Annotated in this window: 19 protein-coding genes and 1 pseudogene; 8 read left to right on the top strand and 12 right to left on the bottom strand. The window is 72.2% G+C overall.

Annotation, left to right across the window (positions count from 1 at the left end):
- Positions 1 to 6: 6 nt before the first annotated feature.
- The gene (locus ACIBL4_RS32925) at positions 7 to 924 is read right to left on the bottom strand and encodes an SDR family NAD(P)-dependent oxidoreductase (protein ID WP_399415421.1); all 918 of its coding nucleotides are present in this window, start codon (positions 922 to 924) and stop codon (positions 7 to 9) included.
- 105 nt (positions 925 to 1,029) lie between these two features.
- Between ACIBL4_RS32925 and ACIBL4_RS32920 the strand changes: the two genes are divergently transcribed.
- Positions 1,030 to 1,956, top strand: coding sequence for a cyclase family protein (locus ACIBL4_RS32920; protein WP_399415420.1), 927 nt, complete (start codon positions 1,030 to 1,032; stop codon positions 1,954 to 1,956).
- 464 nt (positions 1,957 to 2,420) lie between these two features.
- Here ACIBL4_RS32920 and ACIBL4_RS32915 read toward each other — a convergent pair whose 3' ends face one another.
- The 4 genes from ACIBL4_RS32915 to ACIBL4_RS32900 form a co-directional block, all read right to left on the bottom strand.
- Positions 2,421 to 2,900 carry an ATP-binding protein gene (locus ACIBL4_RS32915; RefSeq protein WP_399415461.1) on the bottom strand — a complete coding sequence of 160 codons (480 nt, stop codon included), beginning with the start codon at positions 2,898 to 2,900 and terminating at the stop codon, positions 2,421 to 2,423.
- 443 nt (positions 2,901 to 3,343) lie between these two features.
- Positions 3,344 to 4,225 carry an acyl-CoA dehydrogenase family protein gene (locus ACIBL4_RS32910; RefSeq protein WP_399415460.1) on the bottom strand — a complete coding sequence of 294 codons (882 nt, stop codon included), beginning with the start codon at positions 4,223 to 4,225 and terminating at the stop codon, positions 3,344 to 3,346.
- A 2-nt stretch (positions 4,226 to 4,227) separates the two neighbouring features.
- Entirely contained in the window at positions 4,228 to 5,361 is a 1,134-nt protein-coding gene (locus ACIBL4_RS32905) for an acyl-CoA dehydrogenase family protein (protein WP_399415419.1), read from the bottom strand.
- Complete coding sequence (locus tag ACIBL4_RS32900) at positions 5,361 to 6,557, bottom strand: amidohydrolase family protein (RefSeq protein WP_399415418.1); 1,197 nt, start codon at positions 6,555 to 6,557, stop codon at positions 5,361 to 5,363. Before ACIBL4_RS32900 ends, ACIBL4_RS32905 begins: the two co-directional genes overlap by 1 nt.
- An 89-nt stretch (positions 6,558 to 6,646) precedes the next feature.
- Between ACIBL4_RS32900 and ACIBL4_RS32895 the strand changes: the two genes are divergently transcribed.
- Entirely contained in the window at positions 6,647 to 8,149 is a 1,503-nt protein-coding gene (locus ACIBL4_RS32895; protein WP_399415417.1) for a class I adenylate-forming enzyme family protein, read from the top strand.
- Between the two features lie 19 nt (positions 8,150 to 8,168).
- Here the strand turns inward: ACIBL4_RS32895 and ACIBL4_RS32890 are convergent, their stop codons facing one another.
- Both ACIBL4_RS32890 and ACIBL4_RS32885 read right to left on the bottom strand, forming a co-directional pair.
- Positions 8,169 to 8,681 (bottom strand): EF-hand domain-containing protein, encoded by a 513-nt coding sequence (locus ACIBL4_RS32890; protein ID WP_356926029.1) that lies wholly within the window; start codon positions 8,679 to 8,681, stop codon positions 8,169 to 8,171.
- A 168-nt stretch (positions 8,682 to 8,849) separates the two neighbouring features.
- The gene (locus tag ACIBL4_RS32885) at positions 8,850 to 9,230 is read right to left on the bottom strand and encodes an STAS domain-containing protein (protein ID WP_020272191.1); all 381 of its coding nucleotides are present in this window, start codon (positions 9,228 to 9,230) and stop codon (positions 8,850 to 8,852) included.
- A gap of 360 nt (positions 9,231 to 9,590) precedes the next feature.
- Between ACIBL4_RS32885 and ACIBL4_RS32880 the strand changes: the two genes are divergently transcribed.
- Both ACIBL4_RS32880 and ACIBL4_RS32875 read left to right on the top strand, forming a co-directional pair.
- Complete coding sequence (locus ACIBL4_RS32880) at positions 9,591 to 10,172, top strand: sigma-70 family RNA polymerase sigma factor (protein ID WP_399415416.1); 582 nt, start codon at positions 9,591 to 9,593, stop codon at positions 10,170 to 10,172.
- Positions 10,169 to 11,440, top strand: coding sequence for a zf-HC2 domain-containing protein (locus ACIBL4_RS32875; protein ID WP_399415415.1), 1,272 nt, complete (start codon positions 10,169 to 10,171; stop codon positions 11,438 to 11,440). The genes ACIBL4_RS32880 and ACIBL4_RS32875 overlap by 4 nt, the downstream gene beginning before the upstream one ends.
- 78 nt (positions 11,441 to 11,518) lie before the next feature.
- Here ACIBL4_RS32875 and purU read toward each other — a convergent pair whose 3' ends face one another.
- The gene (gene purU / locus ACIBL4_RS32870; protein ID WP_399415414.1) at positions 11,519 to 12,400 is read right to left on the bottom strand and encodes a formyltetrahydrofolate deformylase; all 882 of its coding nucleotides are present in this window, start codon (positions 12,398 to 12,400) and stop codon (positions 11,519 to 11,521) included.
- Positions 12,401 to 12,446: 46 nt separating this feature from the next.
- Positions 12,447 to 12,947, bottom strand: coding sequence for a hypothetical protein (locus ACIBL4_RS32865; RefSeq protein WP_391077532.1), 501 nt, complete (start codon positions 12,945 to 12,947; stop codon positions 12,447 to 12,449).
- 117 nt (positions 12,948 to 13,064) lie between these two features.
- On the opposite strand from ACIBL4_RS32865, the gene ACIBL4_RS32860 reads away from it, so the two are divergent.
- On the top strand, positions 13,065 to 14,378 hold the full coding sequence (locus tag ACIBL4_RS32860; protein WP_399415413.1) for an ABC transporter substrate-binding protein: 1,314 nt from the start codon (positions 13,065 to 13,067) through the stop codon (positions 14,376 to 14,378).
- A gap of 47 nt (positions 14,379 to 14,425) precedes the next feature.
- On the opposite strand, the pseudogene ACIBL4_RS32855 reads toward ACIBL4_RS32860, so the two are convergent.
- Positions 14,426 to 15,943 (bottom strand): annotated as a pseudogene (locus ACIBL4_RS32855) (hypothetical protein); the annotation flags it as partial.
- Positions 15,944 to 16,839: 896 nt separating this feature from the next.
- Positions 16,840 to 18,225, bottom strand: a complete 1,386-nt coding sequence (locus ACIBL4_RS32850) for a transcriptional regulator (RefSeq protein ID WP_399415412.1) — start codon at positions 18,223 to 18,225, stop codon at positions 16,840 to 16,842.
- Positions 18,226 to 18,531: 306 nt separating this feature from the next.
- Between ACIBL4_RS32850 and ACIBL4_RS32845 the strand changes: the two genes are divergently transcribed.
- The 3 genes from ACIBL4_RS32845 to ACIBL4_RS32835 all read left to right on the top strand — a co-directional run bounded on the left by ACIBL4_RS32845 (position 18,532) and on the right by ACIBL4_RS32835 (position 21,706).
- Positions 18,532 to 19,194 carry a bifunctional DNA primase/polymerase gene (locus ACIBL4_RS32845; RefSeq protein WP_399415411.1) on the top strand — a complete coding sequence of 221 codons (663 nt, stop codon included), beginning with the start codon at positions 18,532 to 18,534 and terminating at the stop codon, positions 19,192 to 19,194.
- Positions 19,195 to 19,325: 131 nt separating this feature from the next.
- Entirely contained in the window at positions 19,326 to 20,117 is a 792-nt protein-coding gene (locus ACIBL4_RS32840) for an ABC transporter ATP-binding protein (protein WP_399415410.1), read from the top strand.
- Positions 20,114 to 21,706 carry a transporter gene (locus ACIBL4_RS32835; RefSeq protein WP_399415409.1) on the top strand — a complete coding sequence of 531 codons (1,593 nt, stop codon included), beginning with the start codon at positions 20,114 to 20,116 and terminating at the stop codon, positions 21,704 to 21,706. The genes ACIBL4_RS32840 and ACIBL4_RS32835 overlap by 4 nt, the downstream gene beginning before the upstream one ends.
- A 20-nt stretch (positions 21,707 to 21,726) precedes the next feature.
- On the opposite strand, the gene ACIBL4_RS32830 is transcribed toward ACIBL4_RS32835, so the two are convergent.
- Positions 21,727 to 22,614, bottom strand: coding sequence for an alpha/beta fold hydrolase (locus tag ACIBL4_RS32830; RefSeq protein ID WP_399415408.1), 888 nt, complete (start codon positions 22,612 to 22,614; stop codon positions 21,727 to 21,729).
- Positions 22,615 to 23,047 lie beyond the last annotated feature (433 nt).

Genomic DNA, 23,047 nt, shown 5'->3' with positions numbered 1-23,047 from the left:
CCCGAGCTACTGGGCGTTCGGCCGCTCCCCTTCCCGCGCCGCCCGCTCCATCTCCCGCACCCGCTCCAGCATCGGCATCGGATCCACCCCCACCGACCCGGGCAACACCTCCGCGATCCGCTCCGGCGTCCACGCACCGCCCTCGGCGTACATGGCCCGCAACTCCCGCGGCTGCGCCCACACGGCGATCTTCGCCCCGGCGGCGGTGTACACCTGCCCCGTGATCCCCTGCCGGGAGGCCTCGTCGGACAGCAGATACACCACCAGCGCGGCGACATCCTCCGGCTCCCCGATCTCCGCCAGTTCCACCGGAACCCCCGCCGACATCCGCGTCCGCGCGACCGGAGCCACCGCGTTCGCGGTCACCCCGTACTTGTGCAAGCCCAGCGCCGCGCTCCGCACGAGCGAGATGATCCCGCCCTTGGCCGCGCTGTAGTTGGCCTGCGACACCGACCCCTGGTGGTTGCCGCTGGTGAAGCCGATCAGCGTGCCGGCGCGCTGCTTCCGCATCACCGCCGAGGCGGCCCGGAACACCGTGAACGTGCCCTTCAGGTGCGTCGCGACGACCGGGTCCCACTCCTCCTCGGTCATGTTGAACAGCATCCGTTCCCGGAGGATCCCGGCCACGCAGACCACCCCGTCGAGCCGCCCGTACGACGACAGCGCCACGTCGACGACCCGCTGCCCGCCCGCCATCGTGGAGATGTCGTCGGCGACGGCGACCGCGTCCCCGCCCGCCGCCTCGATCTCCTTGACCACGGCCTCGGCGACCTCACTGGTCGGGGAGGCGCCGTCGACCGCCACGCCGTAGTCGTTGACGACGACCTTCGCCCCCTCCGCCGCCGCCGCGAGCGCGACCGCCCGGCCGATACCCCGCCCGGCGCCCGTGACGGCGACGACCTTGCCTGCCAAGAAGTTCCCCACGCCCGGCCCCTTCCCGTCCCACGGTTTCTGACGGACCGTTAGATTTCGCGGACTCCAGATTCTACGACCCGTCAGATACGGGAACACAAGCCCCGGGGAGGACTCATGTCGCTGCCGGACGCGTTCCACGACATCGCCAAGCGTGTGAACAACTGGGGGCGTTGGGGAGACACCGACGAGCTCGGCATGCTGAACCTGATCACCGACGAGGTCGTCCGTCAGGCGGCGGCGACGGTCCGCACCGGTCGCCGGATCCCGCTCGCCCTCCCCCTCCGGCGCGACGGCGTCCAGACGGGGATGATCCCGGGGCGGATCGACCCGCTGCACGTCATGGTGCAGATCAACCAGGAGCTCTTCGGCCCGGGCACCGTCGCGTGCAGCGACGACGCCGTGACCATGGGGCTCCAGGCGGCCACCCACTGGGACGCGCTGCCGCACGTCTCGCACTCCGGCAGGCTCTACAACGGCCGCTCCGCGCACTCCATCACCCCGCACGACGGCGCCGAGTTCAGCGGCATCGACAAGGTCCGGCACCTCGTCTCGCGCGGAGTGCTGCTCGACGTCGCCCGGGCCCGGGGCACGGACCGGCTCGACGGCGGGCACGCCGTCACGCCCGAGGACCTGGACGCCGCCGAGGACCTGGCCGGTACGCGCGTGCGGGCCGGCGACATCGTGCTCGTACGGACGGGTCAGGTCCGGCTCTGCCTGGCCGGGGACCGGCACGGGTACGCGTATCCGTCGCCGGGGCTGTCGATCCGGACACCGGAGTGGTTCCACGCGCGCGACGTAGCGGCGGTCGCCAACGACACCCTCACCTTCGAGGTGTTCCCGCCCGAGGTGGAGGACCTGTGGCTGCCGGTGCACGCCCTGCATCTCGTGGAGATGGGGATGCCGCAGGGCCAGAACTGGGATCTCGAAAAGTTGTCCACAGCCTGTGGAGAAACAGGCCGCTACACGTTCTTGCTGGCGGCGACACCCGAGCCGTTCACGGGAGCGACCGGCTCGCCGGTGGCCCCGGTCGCCGTCCTGTAGCCGGCACGCCAGGCCGCCACCCCACCCCGGGAAGCTGGATGGCGGCGCCGCGCTGCTCGCCCCGAGCACGGCAGCGCGCGCCGCCACCCGACTCCGGCGCTCCCGCCCCGGCTCCCGTGGCCCTGACAGGGAGCCGACGCCGAATCACGACTCACACTCGCCGAGGGCCGCCGTCGCCGGCCCTCGCCGTCCCCTCACGGCGAATCGCTGCCCACAAGCGTGAGCAAACGGTCACGAGGCGTCAACACCCGTTCGGGGATTTGTAGCTTATGCGGCTTTCTCCATGGGCGCGCACGGAAGCACATCCCGGCGCATCGCCGCATGCCATGACGAAAACGGCGGTCCTGCCGTGCGACCGTGCCCCGGCTTCGCCGCAACACCGCGCGGCATGGGCCGCCGTACACCACACCGCGTCCGCCACACGCCCGGCAGGTCACGGACGGGACACGCGAACAGCCCCGGCCTCACACCGCCTCGTACGCCAGCCCCTCGAAGGACGCCCCACCGCCGTAGGCCGCCGCGCCGCCTCCGCACGCCGCCGTGACCCCGGGGGACTTCGAACACCGGTCCAGTTCGCACCAGATGCGCTTGCCGGTGCTCTCGACGCTCCAGCCCCAGCGGTCGGCGAGGCCGTCGACGAGGGCGAGACCCCGGCCGCCGGTCGCGTCGTCGTCCGCACACCGGGGCACGGGGGCCCGGCCGCTGCGGTCGGCGACCTCCAGGCGGACGGTGAGCTCCTCCGTCACCGCGTGCGGCAGGGACAGCCGCAGCACGGCGGGCCGGCCGGTGTGCACCACGGCGTTGGTGACCAGCTCCGAGACGAGCAGGATCAGGGTCTCGGCGAGCGGCTCGTCGGCCTGTATGCCCGACCCGGCCAGGCGGGAGCGGGCCCACCGCCGGGCCCGCCCCACTTCTGCGGGGTCGGGCCGGATCTCCAGCTGCACTTGAAGCACCTGCACCGCTCACACCATCCGAACCGGCGGACACTTAGGCTCGCGCCTCACGAGGGCCACGATCGTAGCCATTTTCTGCATGGCCAGAACAACGGCCGGGACAAGGATCACGGAACGTGAATCCCTTGTGGGACAGCATGGTTGACGTACAGTCACCCCGACAAGCGCTTCGGGCATATTCCAGCGCGAAGGAGTACCCGTGCGGCATACTGTGCGACGCTCGCTGCGGGGAGTCGAACAGGCGGCCCAACTGGGTCGTACCGCACTCAGAACCACTCGCATCTCACACAAGGTACCGGAGCCCGCAGTCGACTCCGGGCCGTGACGAGTCGCTCCGGGGACACAAGCCGGTATCAACGCTCCGTGATCATGCGATGCCACGATCCGCGACATCTCCACGGGCATATTCGGCGACGCCGCAGCCAGAGGGCCTGTCAGGCCGCTCCGGCCGCCAGAGCGGCCGCGAGAATCTCCTCACTCTCCGTGACACCGCCCGCACGGTGGGTTCGAACCCATGCGCGTTTCAGATGGAGATGGACCTCGGACTCCCAGGTGAAGCCCATGCCGCCGTGCACCTGGAGACAGTCGCGGGCGCCGCGCACGGCGGCGTCGTCGGCGAGCAGACGGGCGGCGGCGATGTCGGCCGGGTCGGCGGTGACGGCCGCCGCGTACACCGCCACGCGGGCCGTCTCCGACCGGACCAGCATCCCGGCGCACAGGTGTGCCACCGCCTGGAAGCTCCCGACGGGCCGTCCGAACTGTTCGCGCGCCCGGGCGTGTTGCACCGCCAGTTCGCCGACACGGGCGGCCGTGCCCAGTTGCTCGGCGGCGGTGAGGAGGACGGCGACGGGGTCCGGTTCCGCCGCCGCGGCGCCGGGCACGCGGTGCAGCGGCGTCAGCGGGTCGAGGGAGCGCACCGGCACGGCTCCGGCGGCGTCACCCCATACGACGTCGGCCTGGGCCGGCCACTCCAGGAGCCCGCCGTCCACGGCCGTGACGACCGTCTCCCCGGTGGCGGCTCCCGGCACCACACCCGCCGCGAGATGGGTGGCGGCCAACGGCCCGGGCACCAGCACCCGCCCCGCCTCCTCGAACACCAACACCGCCTCCGGCAGCCCGAGTCCCACCCCGCCCTGCGCCTGAGGCAACCGCAGCGCGAAGAACCCGGCGTCGCCGAGGGCCCGCCACAGCTCCCGGTCGAGCCGGGCGGGACCCTGCGCGGCGGACCGCAGCGCCGCCCCGTCGAAGTGCCGCTCCAGCAGGTGCCGCATCGCGTCCCGCAGGGCCCGCTGGTCGTCCGTCAGCCGGAAGCGCACGGTCACCGTCCCTTCGGCAGGCCGAGGATTCGCTCGGCGATGATGCTGTGCTGGATCTGCGAGGTGCCGGCCGCGATGGTGTACGACAGGGAGGAGAGGCGGGCCGGCGTCCAGGGGCGGTCCAGGTCGAGGCAGTCGGCGCCCAGGACCTCGGCGGCGGCGTCGTAGAGCTCCTGGCGGGCGTGCGAGTACCGCAGCTTGAAGACCGAGCCGACGACGCCCGGCACGCCGCCCGACGCCTGCGCCGCGCTCACGTTCCACTGCGTCAGCCGCCACAGTGCCCGGAACTCGGCGTGCAGCCTGCCCAGCCGGCGCCGCAGCGCGGGGTCGTCCCAGCGGCCGTTCTCGCGGGCCGCGAGGGCCAGTTCGCCGAGGACGCGGCGGCAGGCGACGACCTCGCCGGCGAAGGCCGTGCCGCGTTCGAAGGACAGCGTCACCATGGTCACCCGCCAGCCGTCGTTCTCGTCCCCGACCCGGTTCGCCACCGGCACCCGCACCTCGTCGAGGAAGACCTCGGCGAACTCGGCCGAGCCGGCGAGCGTGCGCAGCGGCCGTACGGTGATGCCGGGCGCGTCCATGGGCATGGCCAGCCAGGTGATGCCCCGGTGTTTGGGCGCCTCGGGGTCGGTGCGGACCAACAGCTCGCACCAGTCGGCGACTTCCGCGTGGGAGGTCCAGATCTTGGAGCCGGTCACCACGTAGGTGTCGTCGTCGCGCCACGCGCGCGTGCGCAGGGCAGCGAGGTCGGAGCCGGCGTCCGGTTCGCTGAAGCCCTGGCACCAGACCTCCTCGCCGCGCAGGATCGGTGGCAGCCAGCGCGCCCGCTGCTCGTCCGTGCCCTCGGCGGCGATCGTCGGACCGGCGTGCAGCAGCCCCACGAAGTTGGCGCCCACGTAGGGCGCGCCCGCCTTCTCGGTCTCCTCGAGGAAGATCAGCCGGATGGCCGGGGAGGCGTCCCAGTGGACGTCGGCGTATCCGGCGTCGTGGAGCCTGCGCTGCCAGCCGAGGTCGTAGGCCCGCCGCCCGGGCCAGTCGTCGGGGGACGGCTCGGCCGGGATGCCGGGGAGCGTCTTCGCGAGCCACTCCCGCAGCCGGGCGCGGAACTCCTCTTCCTCGGGCGTGTCCGACAGGTCCATCAGCGGTCGAGGTCCAGGTCCAGCATCCGGATGGCGTTGCCCCGCATCAGTTTGTAGACCGTCTCGTCGTCGAGGCCCTTCACATGGTCGAGGGCGACCTCCTTGGTGTGCGGGAAGGTCGAGTCGACGTGCGGGTAGTCGGTCTCGAAGGTGGCGTTGTCGCGGCCGACGACGTCGATCGAGGCCACTCCGTGCTTGTCGCGGAAGAAGCAGCAGAAGATCTGCCGGTAGTAGTACGTCGACGGCGGCTCGGGGATCGTGTCGCGGACGCCGCCCCAGGCGCGGTGCTCCTCCCAGACGTCGTCGGCGCGCTCCAGGGCGTACGGCACCCAGCCCATCTGCCCTTCGGAGTAGGCGAGTTTGAGGCCCGGGAAGCGCACCAGGACCCCACTGAAGAGGAAGTCCATCATGGAGGCCATCGCGTTGTTGAAGCTGAGCGAGGCCTGGACGGCGGGCGGGGCGTCCGGGGAGGCGGCCGGCATCTGGGACGAGGACCCGATGTGCATGTTGACGACCGTCCCGGTCTCCTGGCAGACCGCGAAGAACGGGTCCCAGTAGCCGGAGTGGATGGACGGCAGCCCGAGGTGGGTGGGGATCTCGGAGAAGGTCACCGCCTTCACCCCGCGCGCGGCGTTGCGCCGGATCTCGGCGACCGCCAGGCCGACGTCCCACAGCGGGATCAGGCACAGCGGGATGAGCCGCCCGCCGCTGTCCCCGCACCACTCCTGGACCATCCAGTCGTTGTAGGCGCGCACGCAGGCCAGGGCGACCTCCTTGTCGTGCGCCTCGGCGAAGGTCTGGCCGCAGAAACGGGGGAAGGAGGGGAAGCAGAGGCTGGCCTCGACGTGGTTGAGGTCCATGTCCTTCAGGCGCTCCTTGGGGTCCCAGCAGCCGGGCCGCATCTCCTCGCGGGTGATGCCCTCCAGGGTCATCTGGTCCCGGTCGAAGCCGACGGCGGCGATGTTGCGCTTGTACGGGAACTTCAGGTCCTCGTAGATCCACCAGTCGGTGGGCGGGCCGTCCGGGTCCATCGTGATGCGGTACTTGCCGCCGACGTAGGCGAGTTCACCGATGCCGGCGGTCAGCGGCTTCGGCCCGCGGTCGCGGTACTTGGCCGGCAGCCAGGTGTCGAAGAGGTGGGCGGGCTCGATCACGTGGTCGTCGACGCTGATGATGCGGGGCAGTTCGGTCGCCATGGGTCCCCTCCGCCGGACGGTACTTATCTGATGCAGCGTCAGATAGCATCCCACCTGACGACCCGTCAGCCAAGCAGCAGGGGGCAGCCGTGACCGAGACCCCGCACACCCTGAGCTCCTCCCGCACCCTGTGGGAGCTGGTCGCCCGCCGCGCCGCCCTCACCCCCGGCCGCCCGCTCTTCCTCCAGGACGACCGCGCGCTCACCTTCGGCGACCTGCACGCGCGTGCCGAGCGGGTCGCGGCCGGCCTGTACGGCATGGGCGTACGCCCCGGCACGGTGGTCGCCTGGCAGTTGCCCACCCGCATCGAGACGGCCCTGCTCTCCTTCGCGCTGGCCCGCCTGGGCGCCGTGCAGACCCCGGTGATCCCCTTCTACCGGGACCGCGAGGTCGGCTTCGCGCTGCGCGAGTCGAAGGCGGACTTCTTCGCGGTGCCGGGCGTGTGGCGGGGCTTCGACCACACGGAGATGGCCCGGCGGCTCGGCGCGAGGGGCGTCTTCGAGGCGTACGACGACCTGCCCGACGGCGACCCGTCCGTGCTGCCTCCCCCGCCCTCCGACGGCACCGCCGTCCGCTGGATCTACTGGACGTCCGGCACCACCTCCGCCCCCAAGGGCGTGCTGCACACGGACCGTTCCCTGCTCGCGGGCGGCTCCTGCCTCGCCCACGCGCTGCGCCCCTCGGTGGACGACGTGGGGTCGATCGCCTTCCCGTACGCCCACATAGGCGGGCCCGACTACACGGTGATGCTGCTGCTGTACGGCTTCCCGGCCGTGCTGTTCGAGCAGTTCGCGCTGCCGGAGGCGCTGGCGGCGTACCGCGCGCACGGGGTGACGATGGCGGGCGGCTCGACGGCGTTCTACTCGATGTTCCTGGCGGAGCAGCGGAAGCAGCCGGGGGTTCCGGTCGTCCCCTCGCTGCGGCTGCTGGCGGGGGGCGGGGCGCCGAAGCCGCCGGACCTCTATTACGCCGTAATCAGTGAGATGGGCGTGCAACTCACCCACGGCTACGGCATGACCGAGGTGCCGATGATCACCATGGGGTCGCCGGACGACACCCCCGAGCTGCTGGCGACGACCGAGGGGCGGCCGCCGGAGGGGATGCAGATACGGATCGTGGACGGGGAGGTGCGGTTGCGCGGGGAGGCGGTGTGCCGGGGGTATCTGGACCCGGGGCAGACGGCCGAGGCCTTCGACCAGGAGGGGTTCCTGCGCACCGGCGACCTCGGGCGGCTGACGGAGACCGGGCACCTGGTCCTCACCGGCCGGCTGAAGGACGTGATCATCCGCAAGGGCGAGAACATCTCGGCCCAGGAGATCGAGGACCTGCTGCACCGGCATCCGGCGGTCGGGGACGTGGCGGTGATCGGGCTGCCGGACGCGGCACGCGGGGAGCTGGTGTGCGCGGTGGTGGAACGGCCCCCGGGGGCCGAGGTGTTGACGCTCGCGTCCGTGACCGCCTTCCTGCGCGCGGAGGGACTGTCCGTGCACAAGCTGCCCGAGCGGCTGGAGGTGGTGGACGCCCTTCCGCGGGGCGAGACCCTGCGGAAGGTGCTGAAGTACAAGCTGCGCGAGCGCTATGCGGGCACGTGACGCCCGGCGAGCGGGGCGGCTACTCGGGCACGGTGAAGTAGCGGGCGAAGGCGGACACGACCTCGGCCTCACCGACCTTGCCGTCACCGTCCGTGTCGAGGGTGGCGGCGGCAGGACCGGCGACGTCCTCGGGGACGCCGAGGCACTTCAGGACGCGGGCGGCCTCCTCGACCGTCGCCGCGCCGTCACCGTCGGTGTCGGCGACGTCCAGGGCCGCGTGCAGGAAGGGACGGGCGATCTCGGCGAAGCGGTCGGGGTTGTCGCGCAGGCGCTTGACCGCGCCGTTGACGAACTCCTCGCGCGTGATGCGCTGGTCGCCGTCGCGGTCCGCTATCCCGGCCATGCCCTGCCAGAAGCCCTCGGCGCCGCCGTACAGCGCCTGGCCCTTGTCGGACCGGGCCGCCACGGCGAACTCCGCGAGCAGCGCCTTGGCCGCGCCGTAGAAGTCCTCGCGGTCGATGTAGCCGTTGCCGTCCTGGTCGAAGGTGGCGAACCGGGCGGCGATCCTGCGCTCGTACTCGCTGCTGACCATGTCTCTTTCGGGCCGCCTTACGTCGGGTGGGGTGCTTCTCGCTCGGAGCGTACGACGGAGGGGGCCGTTCGGGCGCGGGAAAACGTCACTTGTGCCAAGACCGGGGGAATTCCGGGACAACGGCGTGTCGGAACGGCAACACTCGCCCTACCGTGCGTCACCGGCTCCTCACGCGGACAGGGGTTCGCCCTCGTCGCCCAGGGCCGCGTCCACATCGCCGTACACGTCGAACAGCCTGCGGACGCCCAGCGCGCCGAGGACTCGGTTGACATGCGACCCGTCGGCCGCGCCCCGGGCGGGCAGCACCAGCCGCAGCCGGCCCTGGCAGGAACGGATCAGCCGGCGGGCGGCGATGAGCACGCCGACGCCGCTGGAATCGCAGAAGAACACCTCGGACAAGTCGAGGACAAGACAGTGGTGTCCCTCGGCCACCGCGTCGTGCACACGCTGACGCAGCACCGGCGACGTCACCAGATCCAGCTCGCCCGACACCTGGAGCACGGCCCATTCGCCCTGCTCGCCGCCGGTCACTTTGAAGGTCACCACCACGCCCTTCGATCGCCAAAACGGAAGCAGTCCCTACGCTTCCTTGAGCGCGGCTGCCCAGCGGCCGTTCCCTGAAACACAACCCGAAAAACGGATCCCTCGCAGAAGAGGCTTGTTTTAGTCGACTTCGTTCCTGTTCGATCCTCTTCAGTCAGGTCTGATCAGTGGAGGGCTGGGTAGGCGCGACCCGACGGCACTCGGCGCGAGCCCCGGCGGCCCCCTACCACCTGCGGCCGGTCAGGGGGCGCACATTGCCACAAAGGGGCGTGCGCTACCGGACGTGCCGACTACATTCGGGGAGACGTCGGACACAGGCTGGACAGGGCACGGGCGCGGGACACGAGCAGGGGGTGAGGGGGCCGCATGGCGAAAAAGGACGTACCGCCTCGCTGGGACCGCAAGATGCAGCAGCGGCTCGCCCGCGGGGAGGCCGCCGCCCTCGGCGAGCTCTACGACCGGTTCGCCTCCCTCGTGCACGGCCTCGCCCACCGCGTCCTCGGCGACGAGCGCGCCGCCGACGGCATCACACGCGAGGTCTTCATCCACGTCTGGGAGCATCCGGACACCTATGACCCGAAACAGGGCCCTCTGCGCACCTGGGTCGCCACGCTGACCCACCGCCTGGCCGTCCAGCGCCTGCGCGCCACCGAGACCGCCGCGCTCGCCCGCGAGGGCTCCGGCACCGCGGAGGAACTGGAGCACACCGTGCGCCGGGCCTCGGTCGCCGCCCGCGCCGACTACATCGTCCAGTCCATGCCGGTCCCGCTGCGCTCGGCCCTGGAGCGGGCCTACTTCCAGCGCCGCGACTACCGCCAGACCGCCACCGACCTCGGCATCACCGAGGACGAGGCCCGCCGCCGCCTCCGCCTGGGCCTGCAACTCCTGGCCACCGCCCACGACTCCGAGGCACCCGGCGCACCGCCCGGACACGGGGGTGCGGGGTGAACGGGCCGGACCGGTTCGAGGCGTACGACGGCGATGACGAGGAACCGGTGCGCCCGCCGCGGATCCCCACGCCCCGGGCCTCCGTCGAGGACACCGGGCTGCCGCTGCCCGCGCTGGAGGATCCCGGTGAGTCCGCACAGCCGCCGCTCGCACGGCCCGTGTTCGAGCACCCCGTGCTGAAGGCCCTGCTCGGCGCCTGGGCACTGGCCGCGTGCTCGGCGGAGGAGGCCACGGCCGTCGAGGAACACCTCGGCGAGTGCGGCGCGTGCGCCGACGAGGCCAGGCGGCTGCGCGAGGCGGTCGGGCTGCTGCAACGCCCCGACAGCCTCGACCTGGACCCGGGCCTGCGCACCCGGGTCCTGGAGTCCTGCCTGGAGCGCCGCCCGCCGCGCATCCCGGTGCCGGACTGGGCCGCCGCGTACGACACCGAGACCGCGCGCCTGGACGCCCTGCTCCAGGACTTCGGCGACGCCGAGTGGCACGCGCCGGTACGGCTGCGCTGGTTCCGGGGCGACGAGGCCACGAGCCGCCGTACCACCGTCGCCGGCGTCATCGCGCATCTGCTCAGCGTGGACGGGCTGGTCGCGGTCGCGCTGGGCCTCGACGACCCGCTGGGCGACGTCATGTCTCGGCGGCCCACCCCGGCGGCCCGCACCGAGGCGTACTGGAGCGCCTCCCACTTCCCGCCCACCCGTGCCGTGCGGGCGCCCTGGCGGGAGCAGAGCCACAACCTCGTCCGCACGGTGTCCTTCACGGGCAGCGGCGTCGGCGGGCTGCCGGTGCCGTACGGCGACTTCGAGCTGCCCCTGCACGACGCGATGCTCGACCGGGCCTTCGAGTGCTGGGTGCACGCGGAGGACATCGCGGACGCGGTCGACTACCCGTACGACCCGCCCTCACCGCGCCATCTGCACCGCATGATCGACCTGGCCGCCCGCATGCTGCCGAACGCCCTGGCCGACCGCCGCCGGGGCGGTCTGGCCGCACCCTCCCACCACCGCCATCTCGTGGCAGCGGGCGAACCGGGCCGCAGCCTCCGCCTGGAGATCGAGGGCTCGGGCGGCGGCGAGTGGCTGATCCCCCTCGACTCCCCCGCCGCGAAGGGCTCCGCCGAGCACGAGGTCGCCCACGTGGCCCTGGACGGCGTCGAGTTCTGCCGCCTGGCAGCGGGCCACGTACCCCCGCAGGAGGCGGCAGCGGGCCAGGTGGGAGACATCGAGGCGATCAGGGATGTCCTGTTCGCGGCGGCTTCACTGAGCAGGATGTGAGGTTTTCAGGGGCGCGGGGAACTGCGCGACAAGCCACAACCCACCCGCACCCGCCACACAACCGGAACGCCCGAGCTCCTAGGCGAAAATCACAGTCCGCCGCCCATTGAGCAGAATCCTCCGCTCGGCATGCCACTTCACGGCCCGGGCCAACGCCCGGCACTCCACGTCCCGCCCGATCGCGACCAGCCCCTCCGGCGTCACGTCATGCCGAACCCGCTCGACCTCCTGCTCGATGATCGGCCCCTCATCGAGATCAGCGGTCACATAGTGAGCAGTCGCCCCGATCAGCTTCACACCCCGGGCGTGAGCCTGGTGATACGGCTTCGCGCCCTTGAAGCTCGGCAGGAACGAGTGGTGGATGTTGATGATCCCCCCGGCGAGCGCCTTGCACAGGTCGTCCGACAGCACCTGCATGTACCGCGCGAGCACGACCAGCTCGACACCCTCCTCCCGCACGATGTCGAGCAGCCGGGCCTCTGCCTCCGGCTTCGTGTCCTTCGTCACCGGAATGTGGTGGAAGGGAATGTTGTACGAGCCCACCAGCTCCGCAAAGTCCGTGTGGTTGGACACCACACCGGCGATCTCCACCGGCAGCGCCCCGGTCCGCGCCCGGAACAGCAGGTCGTTCAGGCAGTGCCCGAACTTGCTGACCATCAGCAGGATGCGCATCTTCTCGTCGGCCCGGTTGAGCTGCCAGTCCATCTGGAAGGAGTCACCGATCGCCGCGAAGCTGGCCCGCAGCTTGTCCAGGCTCACCGGCGCCTCGGCCGAGAAGTGGACCCGCATGAAGAACAGTCCCGTGTCGTGGTCGCCGAACTGCTGGCTGTCCTCGATGTTGCAGCCGGTCATGAACAGATAGCTCGACACGGCGTGCACGATGCCCTTCCTGTCCGGACAGGAGAGGGTGAGGACGTACTGGTCGGCCGGGGCGGCGGCGCTGGTGGACTGCTCGTTCATGCAGGACAGGGTCCCACAAGGTGCGAGACCACCGGCAATCGTCCCGCTACGCGGACCTCGTCATGATCCGCAGCACCTCCAGGCTGCGCGGCGGCGCGTCCGGCTCGTCGCCGTCGCTCACGGCCAGCCGGACATGCGCGTCCCGGGCCGCCTGGACCGCGTCGGGCCACGCCTGGTGCTCGAGGTACGCGGCGACCGGCGCGTCCGGCCCCACCTGGTGCATGATCCGCAGCACACGCAGCACGGCGGTGTCGACGAGGGCCGCCTCCTGCGAGTCGCGGAAGATCGTGCCGACGTACTTCTCGGCGGACCAGTGGTCCAGCCAGGTGTCCTCGACCAGCCGGTACACCGCGTCGGTCACGTCGCCGTAGCCGTCCACGCCGGCCAGCCAGACGTCCCGCTGGAACACGGGATCGGAGAGCATGTGCAGCGCCGAGCGCACGTTGCTGCGCCAGCGCCACCACGGCATGTCGTTGACAGGCATGCCGCCCATGGTGGATGAGCGACGGCCACGACGGGAAGAGTTCTCCGAAGCTTGCACGGTCATCGATCGTACGTTCCCCTTCACATCGGTCACACCGACCCCTGCAATTCACCTGCGTGTCACCGATCGTTGACCGGAGGTCACTCACGGGTTAGTCATGTGGCGGAATCGTGCGGAGTCATGACCGGCAGGCGACGCAAGCGCAGCACATTCCTCCCCGGCCTCTTCACCCGTCACGCCAGATCCGGCGTCCTCTCCGCGGGCACGGCGGTCGCGTGCGCCTCGCTCCTCGCCGGCTGCGGAGTCGTGCCCGGCACCACGGGGGATGCCGGGGACGACCCGATCACCGTCATGACCTGGGCGCCACAGGACACCAAAGCCACCAACAAGCCCGGCATGCCCGCCTTCGCCCGCGCCTACGCCCGCTGGGTCAACGCCCACGGCGGGATCGACGGCCGCAAGCTCAACGTGCTGACCTGCAACGATCACAACGACAGCGTGGCCGCCGCCAAGTGCGCCCGACGGGCCGTCAAGGAGAACGCCGTCGCGGTCGTAGGATCCTACAGCCAGTACGCCGACTCGTTCTTCCCGTCGCTGGAGGGCGCGGGCATCCCGTACATAGGCGGCTACGGCATCACCAACGCCGAGTTCACCAGCCCGCTGTCCTACCCCGTCAACGGCGGCCAGCCGGCGCTGCTCGCGGGGCTCGGCAGCGCGCTCGCCGGTGACTGCGGGCCCGTGACGCTGATCCGGCCCGACACCATCACGGGCGACCAGCTGCCCCCGCTGCTGGACTCCGGCCTGACGGCGGGCGGGCACAAGCCCGCGCGGGACCAGCGGGCGGCGGAGGACGCCACCGAGTACGACGGCCAGGCCGACCTCGCACTGCGCACCACGACCGCGGACCCGGGGAGCGCGGGGTGTGTGGTGCCCGCGCTCGGGGACCGCAACGGCACCTTCATGGACTCCTTCCGCCGGGCCCGCGAGGACTATCCCGACGTACGGACGGCCACCGTGCTCGGCAGCGTCGACCAGACGGTGATCGACGCGACCGGCGGGGCGTCGGGGCCGTACGAGGGCTCGTACATCACCGGCTGGTACCCGGTGGCGAGCGATCCCCGCTGGGACGCGATGAAGCGGGTGATCAAGGAGGAGGCCTTCGACGACAACCGCATCGACCCCGCGGACGCCGGAGTGCAGACCACCTGGATCGCCTACACCGCGTTCCACAAGGTCGTCGAGTCGCTCGGCGGCGGTGAGGTGACCGCCGACACGGTCACGGAGGCCCTCGACGACGGCCTCCGGATCGACACGGGCGGGCTCACGCCGACGCTCCAGTGGCGGTTCCAGGACAAGCTCGCCGCCGCCGGCTTCCCGCGCCTGGTCAATGCGAACGTGACCCTTCAGGTGGTGCGGGAGGGACGGCTGGTGTCGGCGCGGAAGGGCTTCGTCGACACGACGAGGACCCTTCAGAACGCCGACGTGAACTACTGAGTCACCTACCGGGTCACTACTGGGTCACCTGCTGGGTTCCGGTCGCCTCACAGCTGCGTGGGCTGGCGCTCGGTCAGGCCGTACGTCTTCGCGATGCCGTTCCACAGCCGGGCCGCCTTGGTCTTCTCGGTGCTCGCGACACCGCTGGCCCGGTTGCCGGCCTGCGTCTGGCCGGTGACGCGAGCCTGGCCCTTCTTGCAGCCCTTCTTGCCCGCGGTCTGGTCGGCCCAGGCCGCGTAGTGGTTGTCGGCCGATGCGGAGGCCCGCCACGCCTTGGTGAGGGCGGTGGTCAGCGCGGCGTGGTCGGGCAGCTTGTCGACCGTGACGCCGGAGAGCCGGGTGACCAGCTGGTTGCGCTGCTTGGCCGCGTCGCGCAGGTCCTTGGCGGCCTGGGCGAGGTTGTCGCAGCCCTTGACGTCGGCCACCGCGTTGATCACCGTGCTGCGGCTGTTGCCGCTGTCGGCGAGCAGCTTGTCCAGCTCGACCGCCTGCGCGCGGGCCGGGTCGGCGGACGGCGAGGCGGAACCGTCCGTCGCGGGCGCCGAGGCGGCCACGGTCTTGTTGTTGTCGCCGCCGTCGTCGTCACCGCCTCCGCCGCCGGCGAGGAGCGCGCCGGCGCCGATGCCGAGGACGGCGATGCCGATGCCGACGGCCGCGATGACGGGCACGCGCGAGCCGGTCCGGCCACCCCGGCCGGGCCGTCCGCCGCCGGGCGGGGCGTAGGAAGGCTGGGGCTCCGGCTGCTCGAAGCGGGGTATCTGCTGGGTGGCCGCGGCCGAGCTCTCGGCGCCGGACTCGCTGCGGAAGAGGTTCTCGAACCCGGCGGGCGGCTGCTGGCCCCCGCCGGGCACCGGCGCGATGTACTGCGTAGCCTCGGCGTCCGGGTTGGAGGCGGGCCCGTTGGAGGCGGGCGGCAACGGCCCGGTCCCCAGGAACCGCGTCGCCTCGGAGTCCTGCTCGGCGGGCATCTCGGGTGGCAGCGCGCCCGGGCCCACCGGGGGTATGTACTGCGTCGCCCCTTCATCGGCGGGGCCGGCGGCGACGGGCGGCAGATACTGGGTCGCCCCCTCGTCGACGGCCGGGGGCAGAGGGGCACGCCCGGCAGCGGCCCCGTACGCGTCGTTCCGCTGCGGCGACTGCCCCCCGGCAGGCCCGTAGGCATCATTCTGCTGCGGCAACTGCCCACCGGCAGACCCGTACGCACCGGAGGCCGGGGGCAGGGCACCCCCGGCCGGAGCCCCGTACGCATCGGCCTGCTGCGGCGACTGCCCAGCGGCGGACCCGTACGTGCCGGACTGCTGCGGCTGGTGTCCCTCAGGGGATCCGGACCCGTAGGCACCGGACTGCTGCGGCTGCTGCCCGCCCGCGGGGCCGCGCCCGTAGGCATCAGCCTGCTGCGGCTGCTGCCCACCTGCGGACCCGTACGCGCCGGACTGCTGAGGCGACTGCCCACCGGCAGACCCGGTCCCGTACGCGTCAGCCTGCTGCGGCGACTGCCCACCGGAGGATCCGGACCCGTACGCGTCAGCCTGCTGCGGCGACTGCCCACCGGCAGACCCGGTCCCGTACGCGTCAGCCTGCTGCGGCGACTGCCCACCGGAGGATCCGGATCCGTACGCACCGGACTGCTGAGGCGACTGCCCACCGGCAGACCCGGACCCGTACGCGTCAGCCTGCTGCGGCGACTGCCCACCGGAGGATCCGGATCCGTACGCGTCAGCCTGCTGCGGCTGCTGCGCGGCAGGGCCGGTGCCGTACCCGGCGGTCCCCTGGGGGCCCGCTGCCCCGGCATGGGAGTTCCCCGGGTGTGAACCAGCCGTGCCGACGGAGCCGTACGCGCCCTCCGGAGGGAGCGGGGTTCCGCCCGCGGGCGGGCCGTAGGTGCCGGCGTACGGGTTCGGAGGCTGGGTGCCCTCTGGGGGCAGCTCGCCCGGGCCCGGTGTGCCGGGGGCGGGGTGCTGGGCGTCCCATGCCGGTGACTCCGTCCACGGCTGGGGCGGCGGGGACTGCCAGCTCTGGCCCGGCTGCGCGGGCGGGGGCTGCTGGTCGGGGCCCCACGGCTGGCCCCAGGTCTGCCCCTCGGCGGGGGCGGAGGCCGGGGCCTGGCCGGTCGGGGGCGGGCCGGACCGGCGGCCGGCGGGCGCGTCACCGGGTCCGCCCGTCATGCCCGGCAGCAGGGGCTCGCCACCGTCGGAGGGCAGCACGATGCCTTCGCGCGCGGGGCGCGCCGAGGGCTCCTCGCCCTGTCCACTCTGCGTCACCGGGACTCCTACTAATGGGGGACCTTGTGAATCGTCGGGTCACGCTACCGGGTCCCCTGAGCCCCGTGCCACGCAGCACAGGACGCGACCTCCTGCCCTGTGAGCGCGGTAACAAAACCGGGTCACGGCACGCCGCCCCCGTCACCTCCTTCGCGTCAAGCGGCCGTTCCCGTACGTTCACGCATCCGCAGCCCCTGTGTTCACGCCGCCGTCTGAAGGTCGAGCCGCGCCCCGAACTCCCTGACCACCGCTTCCTCCCGGTACGGCTCCAGTCGCTGCTGGAAGTCCTCCAGATACTCGGCACCCCGGTTGGAGCGCAGTCCCTCGAGCAGTTCGACGGCCTTCATGCCCGTGGTGCACGCCTCTTCGATCTCGCGCTGCTGCACCTGCGCCGTGGCCAACAGCACATAACCGATGGCCCGGCGGCGCGCCCGCGTCTCGGGATGCCCGGCCAGCGACTCCTGCGCGCACCGCGCCGCCGCCTCGGCCTGCCCCAGATCCCGGTGGCAGTGGGCCAACTCGTCGGCGAGGTAGGCCTCGTCGAAGTGCGCGATCCACGCCGGGTCGTCCCCGGTGTCCGGGTCGGCCGCCTCCAGGGCGCTCACCGCGCGCCCGGCGCTGGACTGGGCGGCGCGCGCGTCGCCCAGCAGGGCGTGCCCGCGCGCCTCCGCCGCGTGGAACATCGACTCCGCGCGCGGCGTCACGCGCCCCCGCGCCCCCTCTTGCGCCGCCCGTGCCAACTGCGCGATCTCCCGCGGGTTTCCGAGCTGCGCGGCGAGATGGCTCATGGAGGCGGCGAGCACGTACCCGCCGTAGCCCCGGTCCCCGGCCGCCTGGGCCAGCCGCAGCGCCTGGATGTAGTAGCGCTGGGCCAGACCGGGTTGCCCGGTGTCCACGGCCATGTATCCGGCGAGTTCGGTCAGCCGCGCCACCGCGGCGAACAGGTCCCGCCCGACCGCCTCCCGGTACGACCCCGCCAGCAGCCCCGAGACCACGCTGTTGAGGTAGTGCACGACGACCGGCCGGACCTGCCCGCTGCCGTACTGGTGGTCGAGATCCACCAGCGCCTGCGTCATGGCCCGCACCGCCTGCACGTCGGACTGCCCGACCCGCGGCCCGGCGGAGCGCGCCACCTGGCCGTCGGGTGCGGAGATCAGCCAGTCGCGGCTGGGCTCGACCAGCGCGGACGCGGCGACGGAGGAGCCGGACAGGAAGTCACGCCGCCCCACGTCACTGCGCCACAGCTCGCAGACCTGCTCGATGGCCCCCAGTACCGTCGGCGAGAACTGCAGGCCCACGCCCGAGGCGAGGTTCTTGCCGTTGGCCATGCCGATCTCGTCGATCGTGACCGTACGGCCGAGCTTGCGGCCGAGCGCCTCGGCGATGATCGCGGGTGCCCGTCCCCGTGGCTGCTGCCCGCGCAGCCAGCGCGCCACCGACGTCTTGTCGTAGCGCAGGTCGAGGCCGTGCTCCGCACCGCACATGTTGACCCGGCGGGCGAGGCCGGCGTTGGAGCATCCGGCTTCCTGGATGAGCGCCTGGAGCCGTTCGTTCGGCTGCCTGGCGACGAGCGGCCTTGCGGCCATGGCGTAACCCCCTGTGGCTGCGGTGCCTGCCCACGCACCGAGTTGACGTGTCTTCCGCGGCCGGGCCCCCGCGTCCCAGCGAAGAGTTCCGGCCGTGAAGATCAATGCCCCGCCGACCAGGTGAAAATGCGAGGCATGTGAGGATTGCCGGGGTAACGGCTGTTGCCGGCCCCCCTCGTGGCTACCCGGCCCCGGCCACGGATCCTCCTGCGCGCCCCCGCACATGCACCCATGCGCCCCGACGCCAGGGGCGATGCTCCTCCCCGCGCACGCGAGCAGGCGTAACCCCTGGTGACGACCAGAGTTGTGTTCATCGTGGAAGAGACCATCGCCGGCACCGAAGCCGCTCAGATCCCGAAGCAGCGCGGGGAATCGCCGCTGGAGACCGCTGTCCGCTACGCCGAGGAGCGCCACTGGGACGTCTTCCCCGGCACCTGGCTGGAAGCCACCGACGGCGCTCAGCGCTGCTCCTGCGGTGACGCCGCGTGTCCGGCCCCGGGATCGCACCCGGCGCGCCCGGACTGGGAGTCGCAGGCGACGGGCAGTGCGACCGTCGCGCGGCGGATGTGGCAGAAGCAGCCGACGGCGTCGATCCTGCTGCCGACGGGGCGTACGTTCGACGCGATCTCCGTGCCGGAGACCGCCGGGTTTCTCGCGCTGGCGCGGATGGAGCGGATGGAGCTGACGCTGGGGCCGGTGACGCTCACGCCGGATCGGCGGATGGAGTTCTTCGTGCTGCCGGGGGCCGCTGTGAAGGTGCCTGATCTGGTGCGGAAGCTGGGGTGGTCGTTGTCGTCGCTGGATCTGACGGTGCTGGGTGAGGGTGCGTACGTGGCTGCGCCGCCCACGCGCTTCGGGTCTCGGGGGGCTGTGCAGTGGGCCTGCCGGCCTACGCCTTCGAATCGGTGGCTGCCGGATGCGGAGGAGTTGATCTCGCCGTTGGCTTATGCGTGCGGTAGGGATCGTTAGGCGCCCGTTCGTCTGCCTTGTTGCCGTTGTGTAGCGGCTGCGGGTCGTTCGTGGTTGATCGCGACCACGCGGCGGAGCCGCATATCAGGCAGAGCCCCGCGCCCCTGAAAGACACCACCGTAGGGTTCAAGGTGACGGAGGGAGACGCGGTGGGATCCAGTGCTGTGCGTGTGCAGGGGCTCTGGAAGCGGTTCGGGCAGCAGGTCGCTGTTGCCGGGGTCGATCTGGAGTTGCCCGCGGGCAAGTTCATCGGGCTTGTCGGGCCGAACGGGGCCGGGAAGACCACCACGCTGTCGATGGTGACCGGGCTGCTCAGGCCCGACCACGGGACCGTCGAGGTGGTCGGGCACGACGTGTGGCGGGACCCCGTCGAGGTGAAGGCGCGGATCGGGGTGCTGCCGGAGGGGCTACGGCTGTTCGAGCGGCTGTCGGGGCGGGAACTGCTGGCGTACACCGGGCGGTTGCGCGGACTGCCCGGTGCCGAGGTCGACAAGCGGGCCACGCAGCTCCTCGACGTCCTCGATCTGGCGGGGGCGCAGCACAAGCTCGTCGTCGACTACTCGACCGGCATGCGCAAGAAGATCGGGCTCGCCGCGGCTCTCCTCCACAATCCCGAAGTGCTGTTCCTGGACGAGCCGTTCGAGGGCGTCGATCCCGTCTCCGCCCAGACCATCCGGGGCGTCCTGGAGCGGTACACCGCCTCCGGCGCCACGGTCGTGTTCTCTTCCCACGTCATGGAGCTCGTCGAGTCGCTGTGCGACTGGGTGGCCGTCATGGCCGCCGGGCGGATCCGCGCGCACGGCACGCTGGCTCAGGTGCGGGGTGACGCGCCCTCGTTGCAGCGGGCGTTCCTGGAGCTCGTCGGGGCGCAGAGCCGGGACGCCGGGTCCGATCTCGACTGGCTGGGCGGCGGGTCCCGGTGAGCGACGCCGCGATCACCCCGGTCTTCGTACGGCTGAAGCTGTCGCTGCTGCGCAACGGGCTGCGGCAGTCCGGCGGACGGAAGGCCGCCTACATCGCGTCGGCGGTGTGTGCGCTGCTGTTCGCCGTGCTGCAGCTGATCGGTCTGATCGCGCTGCGCGGGCACGCGCACGTCGAGTCGCTGGTGGTGCTGGCGGCGGCGGTGCTGGGACTCGGCTGGGCGGTGATGCCGCTGTTCTTCCCCAGCGGTGACGAGACGCTGGATCCGACCCGGCTGGTGATGCTGCCGCTGCGGCCCCGGCCGCTGGTGCGGGCGCTGCTCGTGGCGTCCCTGGTCGGCATCGGTCCGCTGTTCACGCTGTGCCTGCTGGTCGGTTCCGTGGTCGCGGTGGCCCGGGGCGGGGCGGCGTTCGCGGTGGGCGTGGTCGCCGTCGGGCTGGCGCTGCTGGTGTGCGTGGCTCTCGCGCGGGCGGTGGCCGCCGCCAACGTACGGCTGCTGGCCAGCCGCAAGGGGCGGGACCTCGCGGTGCTGAGCGGGCTCGTCATCGCGATCGGGGCGCAGGTCGTCAACTTCGGTGCGCAGCGGCTCGGGGCGTCGGGGCTGGGTGAGCTCGACCCGGTGGCGGACGTGCTGCGGTGGGTGCCGCCCGCGTCGGCCGTCGGGGCCGTGCACGCGGTGGGCGAGGGGGCGTACGGTCGCGCCCTCGCGCAACTGGCGCTGACGGCGGGCGCGCTGGCCGCGCTGCTCGCCGTGTGGTCGCGGCATCTGACCCGGCTGATGACCTCGCCCGACGGGTCGACGCTGCCGGCCGCCGAGTCGGCCGCCCGCGAGCGGACGTCGACCGGGCTCGGGCGGCTGCTGCCGGCGGGCCGTACGGGGACGGTCATGGAGCGCAGTCTGCGGTACGTGTGGCGCGACCCCAAGACCAAGGCGGCCTGGGTGACCTCGCTGGCCATCGGGCTGATCGTGCCCGTGTTCAACGCCTGGCAGGGCACCGGGTCCGTGTACTTCGCCTGCTTCGCCGCCGGGATGCTCGGCATCCAGATGTACAACCAGTTCGGGCAGGACACCTCGGCGTTCTGGATGGTCGCGATGACGATCTCGTCGACCCGCGACGCCTACGTCGAGCTGCGCGCCCGCGCCCTGGCCCTGCTGCTGATCACCCTGCCGTACGCCACGCTCGTCACCGTCGTGACGACCGCCATGCTCGGCGACTGGCGGCGGCTGCCCGAGGCGTTGGGGCTGTCCTTCGCGCTGCTCGGCGCGATGCTCGCGACGGGGGCGTGGACATCGGCCCGCTTCCCCTACTCCATCCCGCAGGAGGGCTACAAGAACGTCGCCCCCGGGCAGACCGGGCTCGCCTGGATCTCCATCTTCGGCGGGATGATCGCGGCCGCGCTGCTGTGCGCGCCCGTCATCGCGCTCACGATCTGGCTGAACCTGAGCGCCGACGGCGACGACTGGGCGTGGCTGCTGCTGCCGGTGGGCACCGGCTACGCGGCGGCGCTCACGGCGGCGGGGCTGCGGCTCGCCGCTCCGCAGACGGCCCGGCGGCTGCCGGAGATCCTGACGGCGGTCAGCAAGGGGTGAACGCGGGGCCTGAGGGGGCCTCAGTCGGCGCTGAGGGCGTCCAGGAACGGTTCGATCGCCGCGCGCCAGGCCTCCGGCTGGTCGTAGTGGACCAGGTGGCCGGCGTCGGCCACCTCCGCGTACTGGCCGCGGGGCAGGACGCGGACCATCTCCTGGGCCTCGGCCCGGCCCAGTTCGCCGTCGAGGCCGCGCACCACCAGGGCGGGGCAGCGGACCTGGGCCAGCTCCTCCCAGTGCGCGTCGTACACCCACGTCTCGCGGGAGCGGAGCATCTGCTCCGGGTCGAAGACCGGACGCCAGCCGTCCGGGGACTCGGCCATCACCTCGGCGTAGAACTCGCCGCGGGCCGGGTTGGGCCGCTCCACCCAGGGGTCGTCCTCGCCGAACCACTTGCGGACGTCGGCGAGCGTGGCGAACGGCAGCGGCCAGGACTTGAACCACTGGTCCCACTCGCGCTGCGAGGCGGCGCCGAGCGCGGAGGCCCGCATGTCGCAGATGATCAGGCCACGGACCAGATCGGGGCGCTTGGCGGCGAGCTGCCAGGCGGTCAGCGCGCCCATGGCGTGGCCGATGAGGACGACCGGGGCGAGGCCGAGCTGTTCGAGGGCGGCCTCGGCGTCCTCGACGTAGGCGTCACGCGTGAAGGAGCCCTGCGGGGGCTTGTCGCTGCGGCCGTGGCCACGCTGGTCGAGGGCGACCGCCCGGTACCGGCCGGAGAGCCAGCGGGCGGTGGACGCCCAATGCGAGGCGCGGCCCATGAGGCCGTGCAGTAACAGCACGCCCGGGGAGCCGTCGGGCACGTCCCGCGCCGGCCCGGATCCGGCTGGATCGGTCTTGGGCGGGTCGCCGAACTCCCAGGCCGCGAGGCGTACGCCGCCCGTCCCGGTCACGTCGATGCGTCGCGCCATGTCCTGGCACCCCCCAAGCTTCGCGCGGACCGCGGCCGTCTCGGGCCGGTCGGTCCTGTGAACCGTGTTCTGCCTGCTGTGCCTGTTGCCGTTCCTTGTGGTTCTTGTGGTTCCTTGCCGTTCCTGCCGGAGCACACATCCCTGTAGCGCACGTTCCGGTCGGTACGTCACTCGCAGATTATCGAATGGTCATTCGAAGATGCCGTTCTCGCGGACAACACCCCTCGTTCGAGTGACCGCCCTCAAGGATTGATCGCCCCGGCCGAGGGGAGATCTTCAGCGGGGGGCGGACCGCTCGGGGAAACCGGTCCGCGGGGAATGACCCTGAGAGCTCGGGGCTCCGGGTCAGCACAGGGGAGGACAGGCCCCGGCGCCACACGGCGCCGGGGCCCTCCGCTTCTCCACGGCACATCCTCGCGCCCCCTCCCCGGCC

The organism is Streptomyces sp. NPDC050416 (assembly GCF_044458845.1).
Classification (GTDB): Bacteria; Actinomycetota; Actinomycetes; order Streptomycetales; family Streptomycetaceae; genus Streptomyces.
Note: the sequence above shows the minus strand (reverse complement) of the source record. Positions and strands in the feature narration are given on the sequence as shown.

Excerpts from the sequence above, each read along its gene's own strand:
- ACIBL4_RS32920 (WP_399415420.1), top strand. The coding sequence starts at position 1,030 with ATGTCGCTGCCGGACGCGTTCCACGACATCGCCAAGCGTGTGAACAAC.
- ACIBL4_RS32905 (WP_399415419.1), bottom strand. The coding sequence starts at position 5,361 with ATGGACCTGTCGGACACGCCCGAGGAAGAGGAGTTCCGCGCCCGGCTG.
- ACIBL4_RS32900 (WP_399415418.1), bottom strand. The coding sequence starts at position 6,557 with ATGGCGACCGAACTGCCCCGCATCATCAGCGTCGACGACCACGTGATC.
- ACIBL4_RS32890 (WP_356926029.1), bottom strand. The coding sequence starts at position 8,681 with ATGGTCAGCAGCGAGTACGAGCGCAGGATCGCCGCCCGGTTCGCCACC.
- ACIBL4_RS32880 (WP_399415416.1), top strand. The coding sequence starts at position 9,591 with ATGGCGAAAAAGGACGTACCGCCTCGCTGGGACCGCAAGATGCAGCAG.
- purU (WP_399415414.1), bottom strand. The coding sequence starts at position 12,400 with ATGAACGAGCAGTCCACCAGCGCCGCCGCCCCGGCCGACCAGTACGTC.
- ACIBL4_RS32865 (WP_391077532.1), bottom strand. The coding sequence starts at position 12,947 with ATGACCGTGCAAGCTTCGGAGAACTCTTCCCGTCGTGGCCGTCGCTCA.
- ACIBL4_RS32860 (WP_399415413.1), top strand. The coding sequence starts at position 13,065 with ATGACCGGCAGGCGACGCAAGCGCAGCACATTCCTCCCCGGCCTCTTC.
- ACIBL4_RS32850 (WP_399415412.1), bottom strand. The coding sequence starts at position 18,225 with ATGGCCGCAAGGCCGCTCGTCGCCAGGCAGCCGAACGAACGGCTCCAG.
- ACIBL4_RS32830 (WP_399415408.1), bottom strand. The coding sequence starts at position 22,614 with ATGGCGCGACGCATCGACGTGACCGGGACGGGCGGCGTACGCCTCGCG.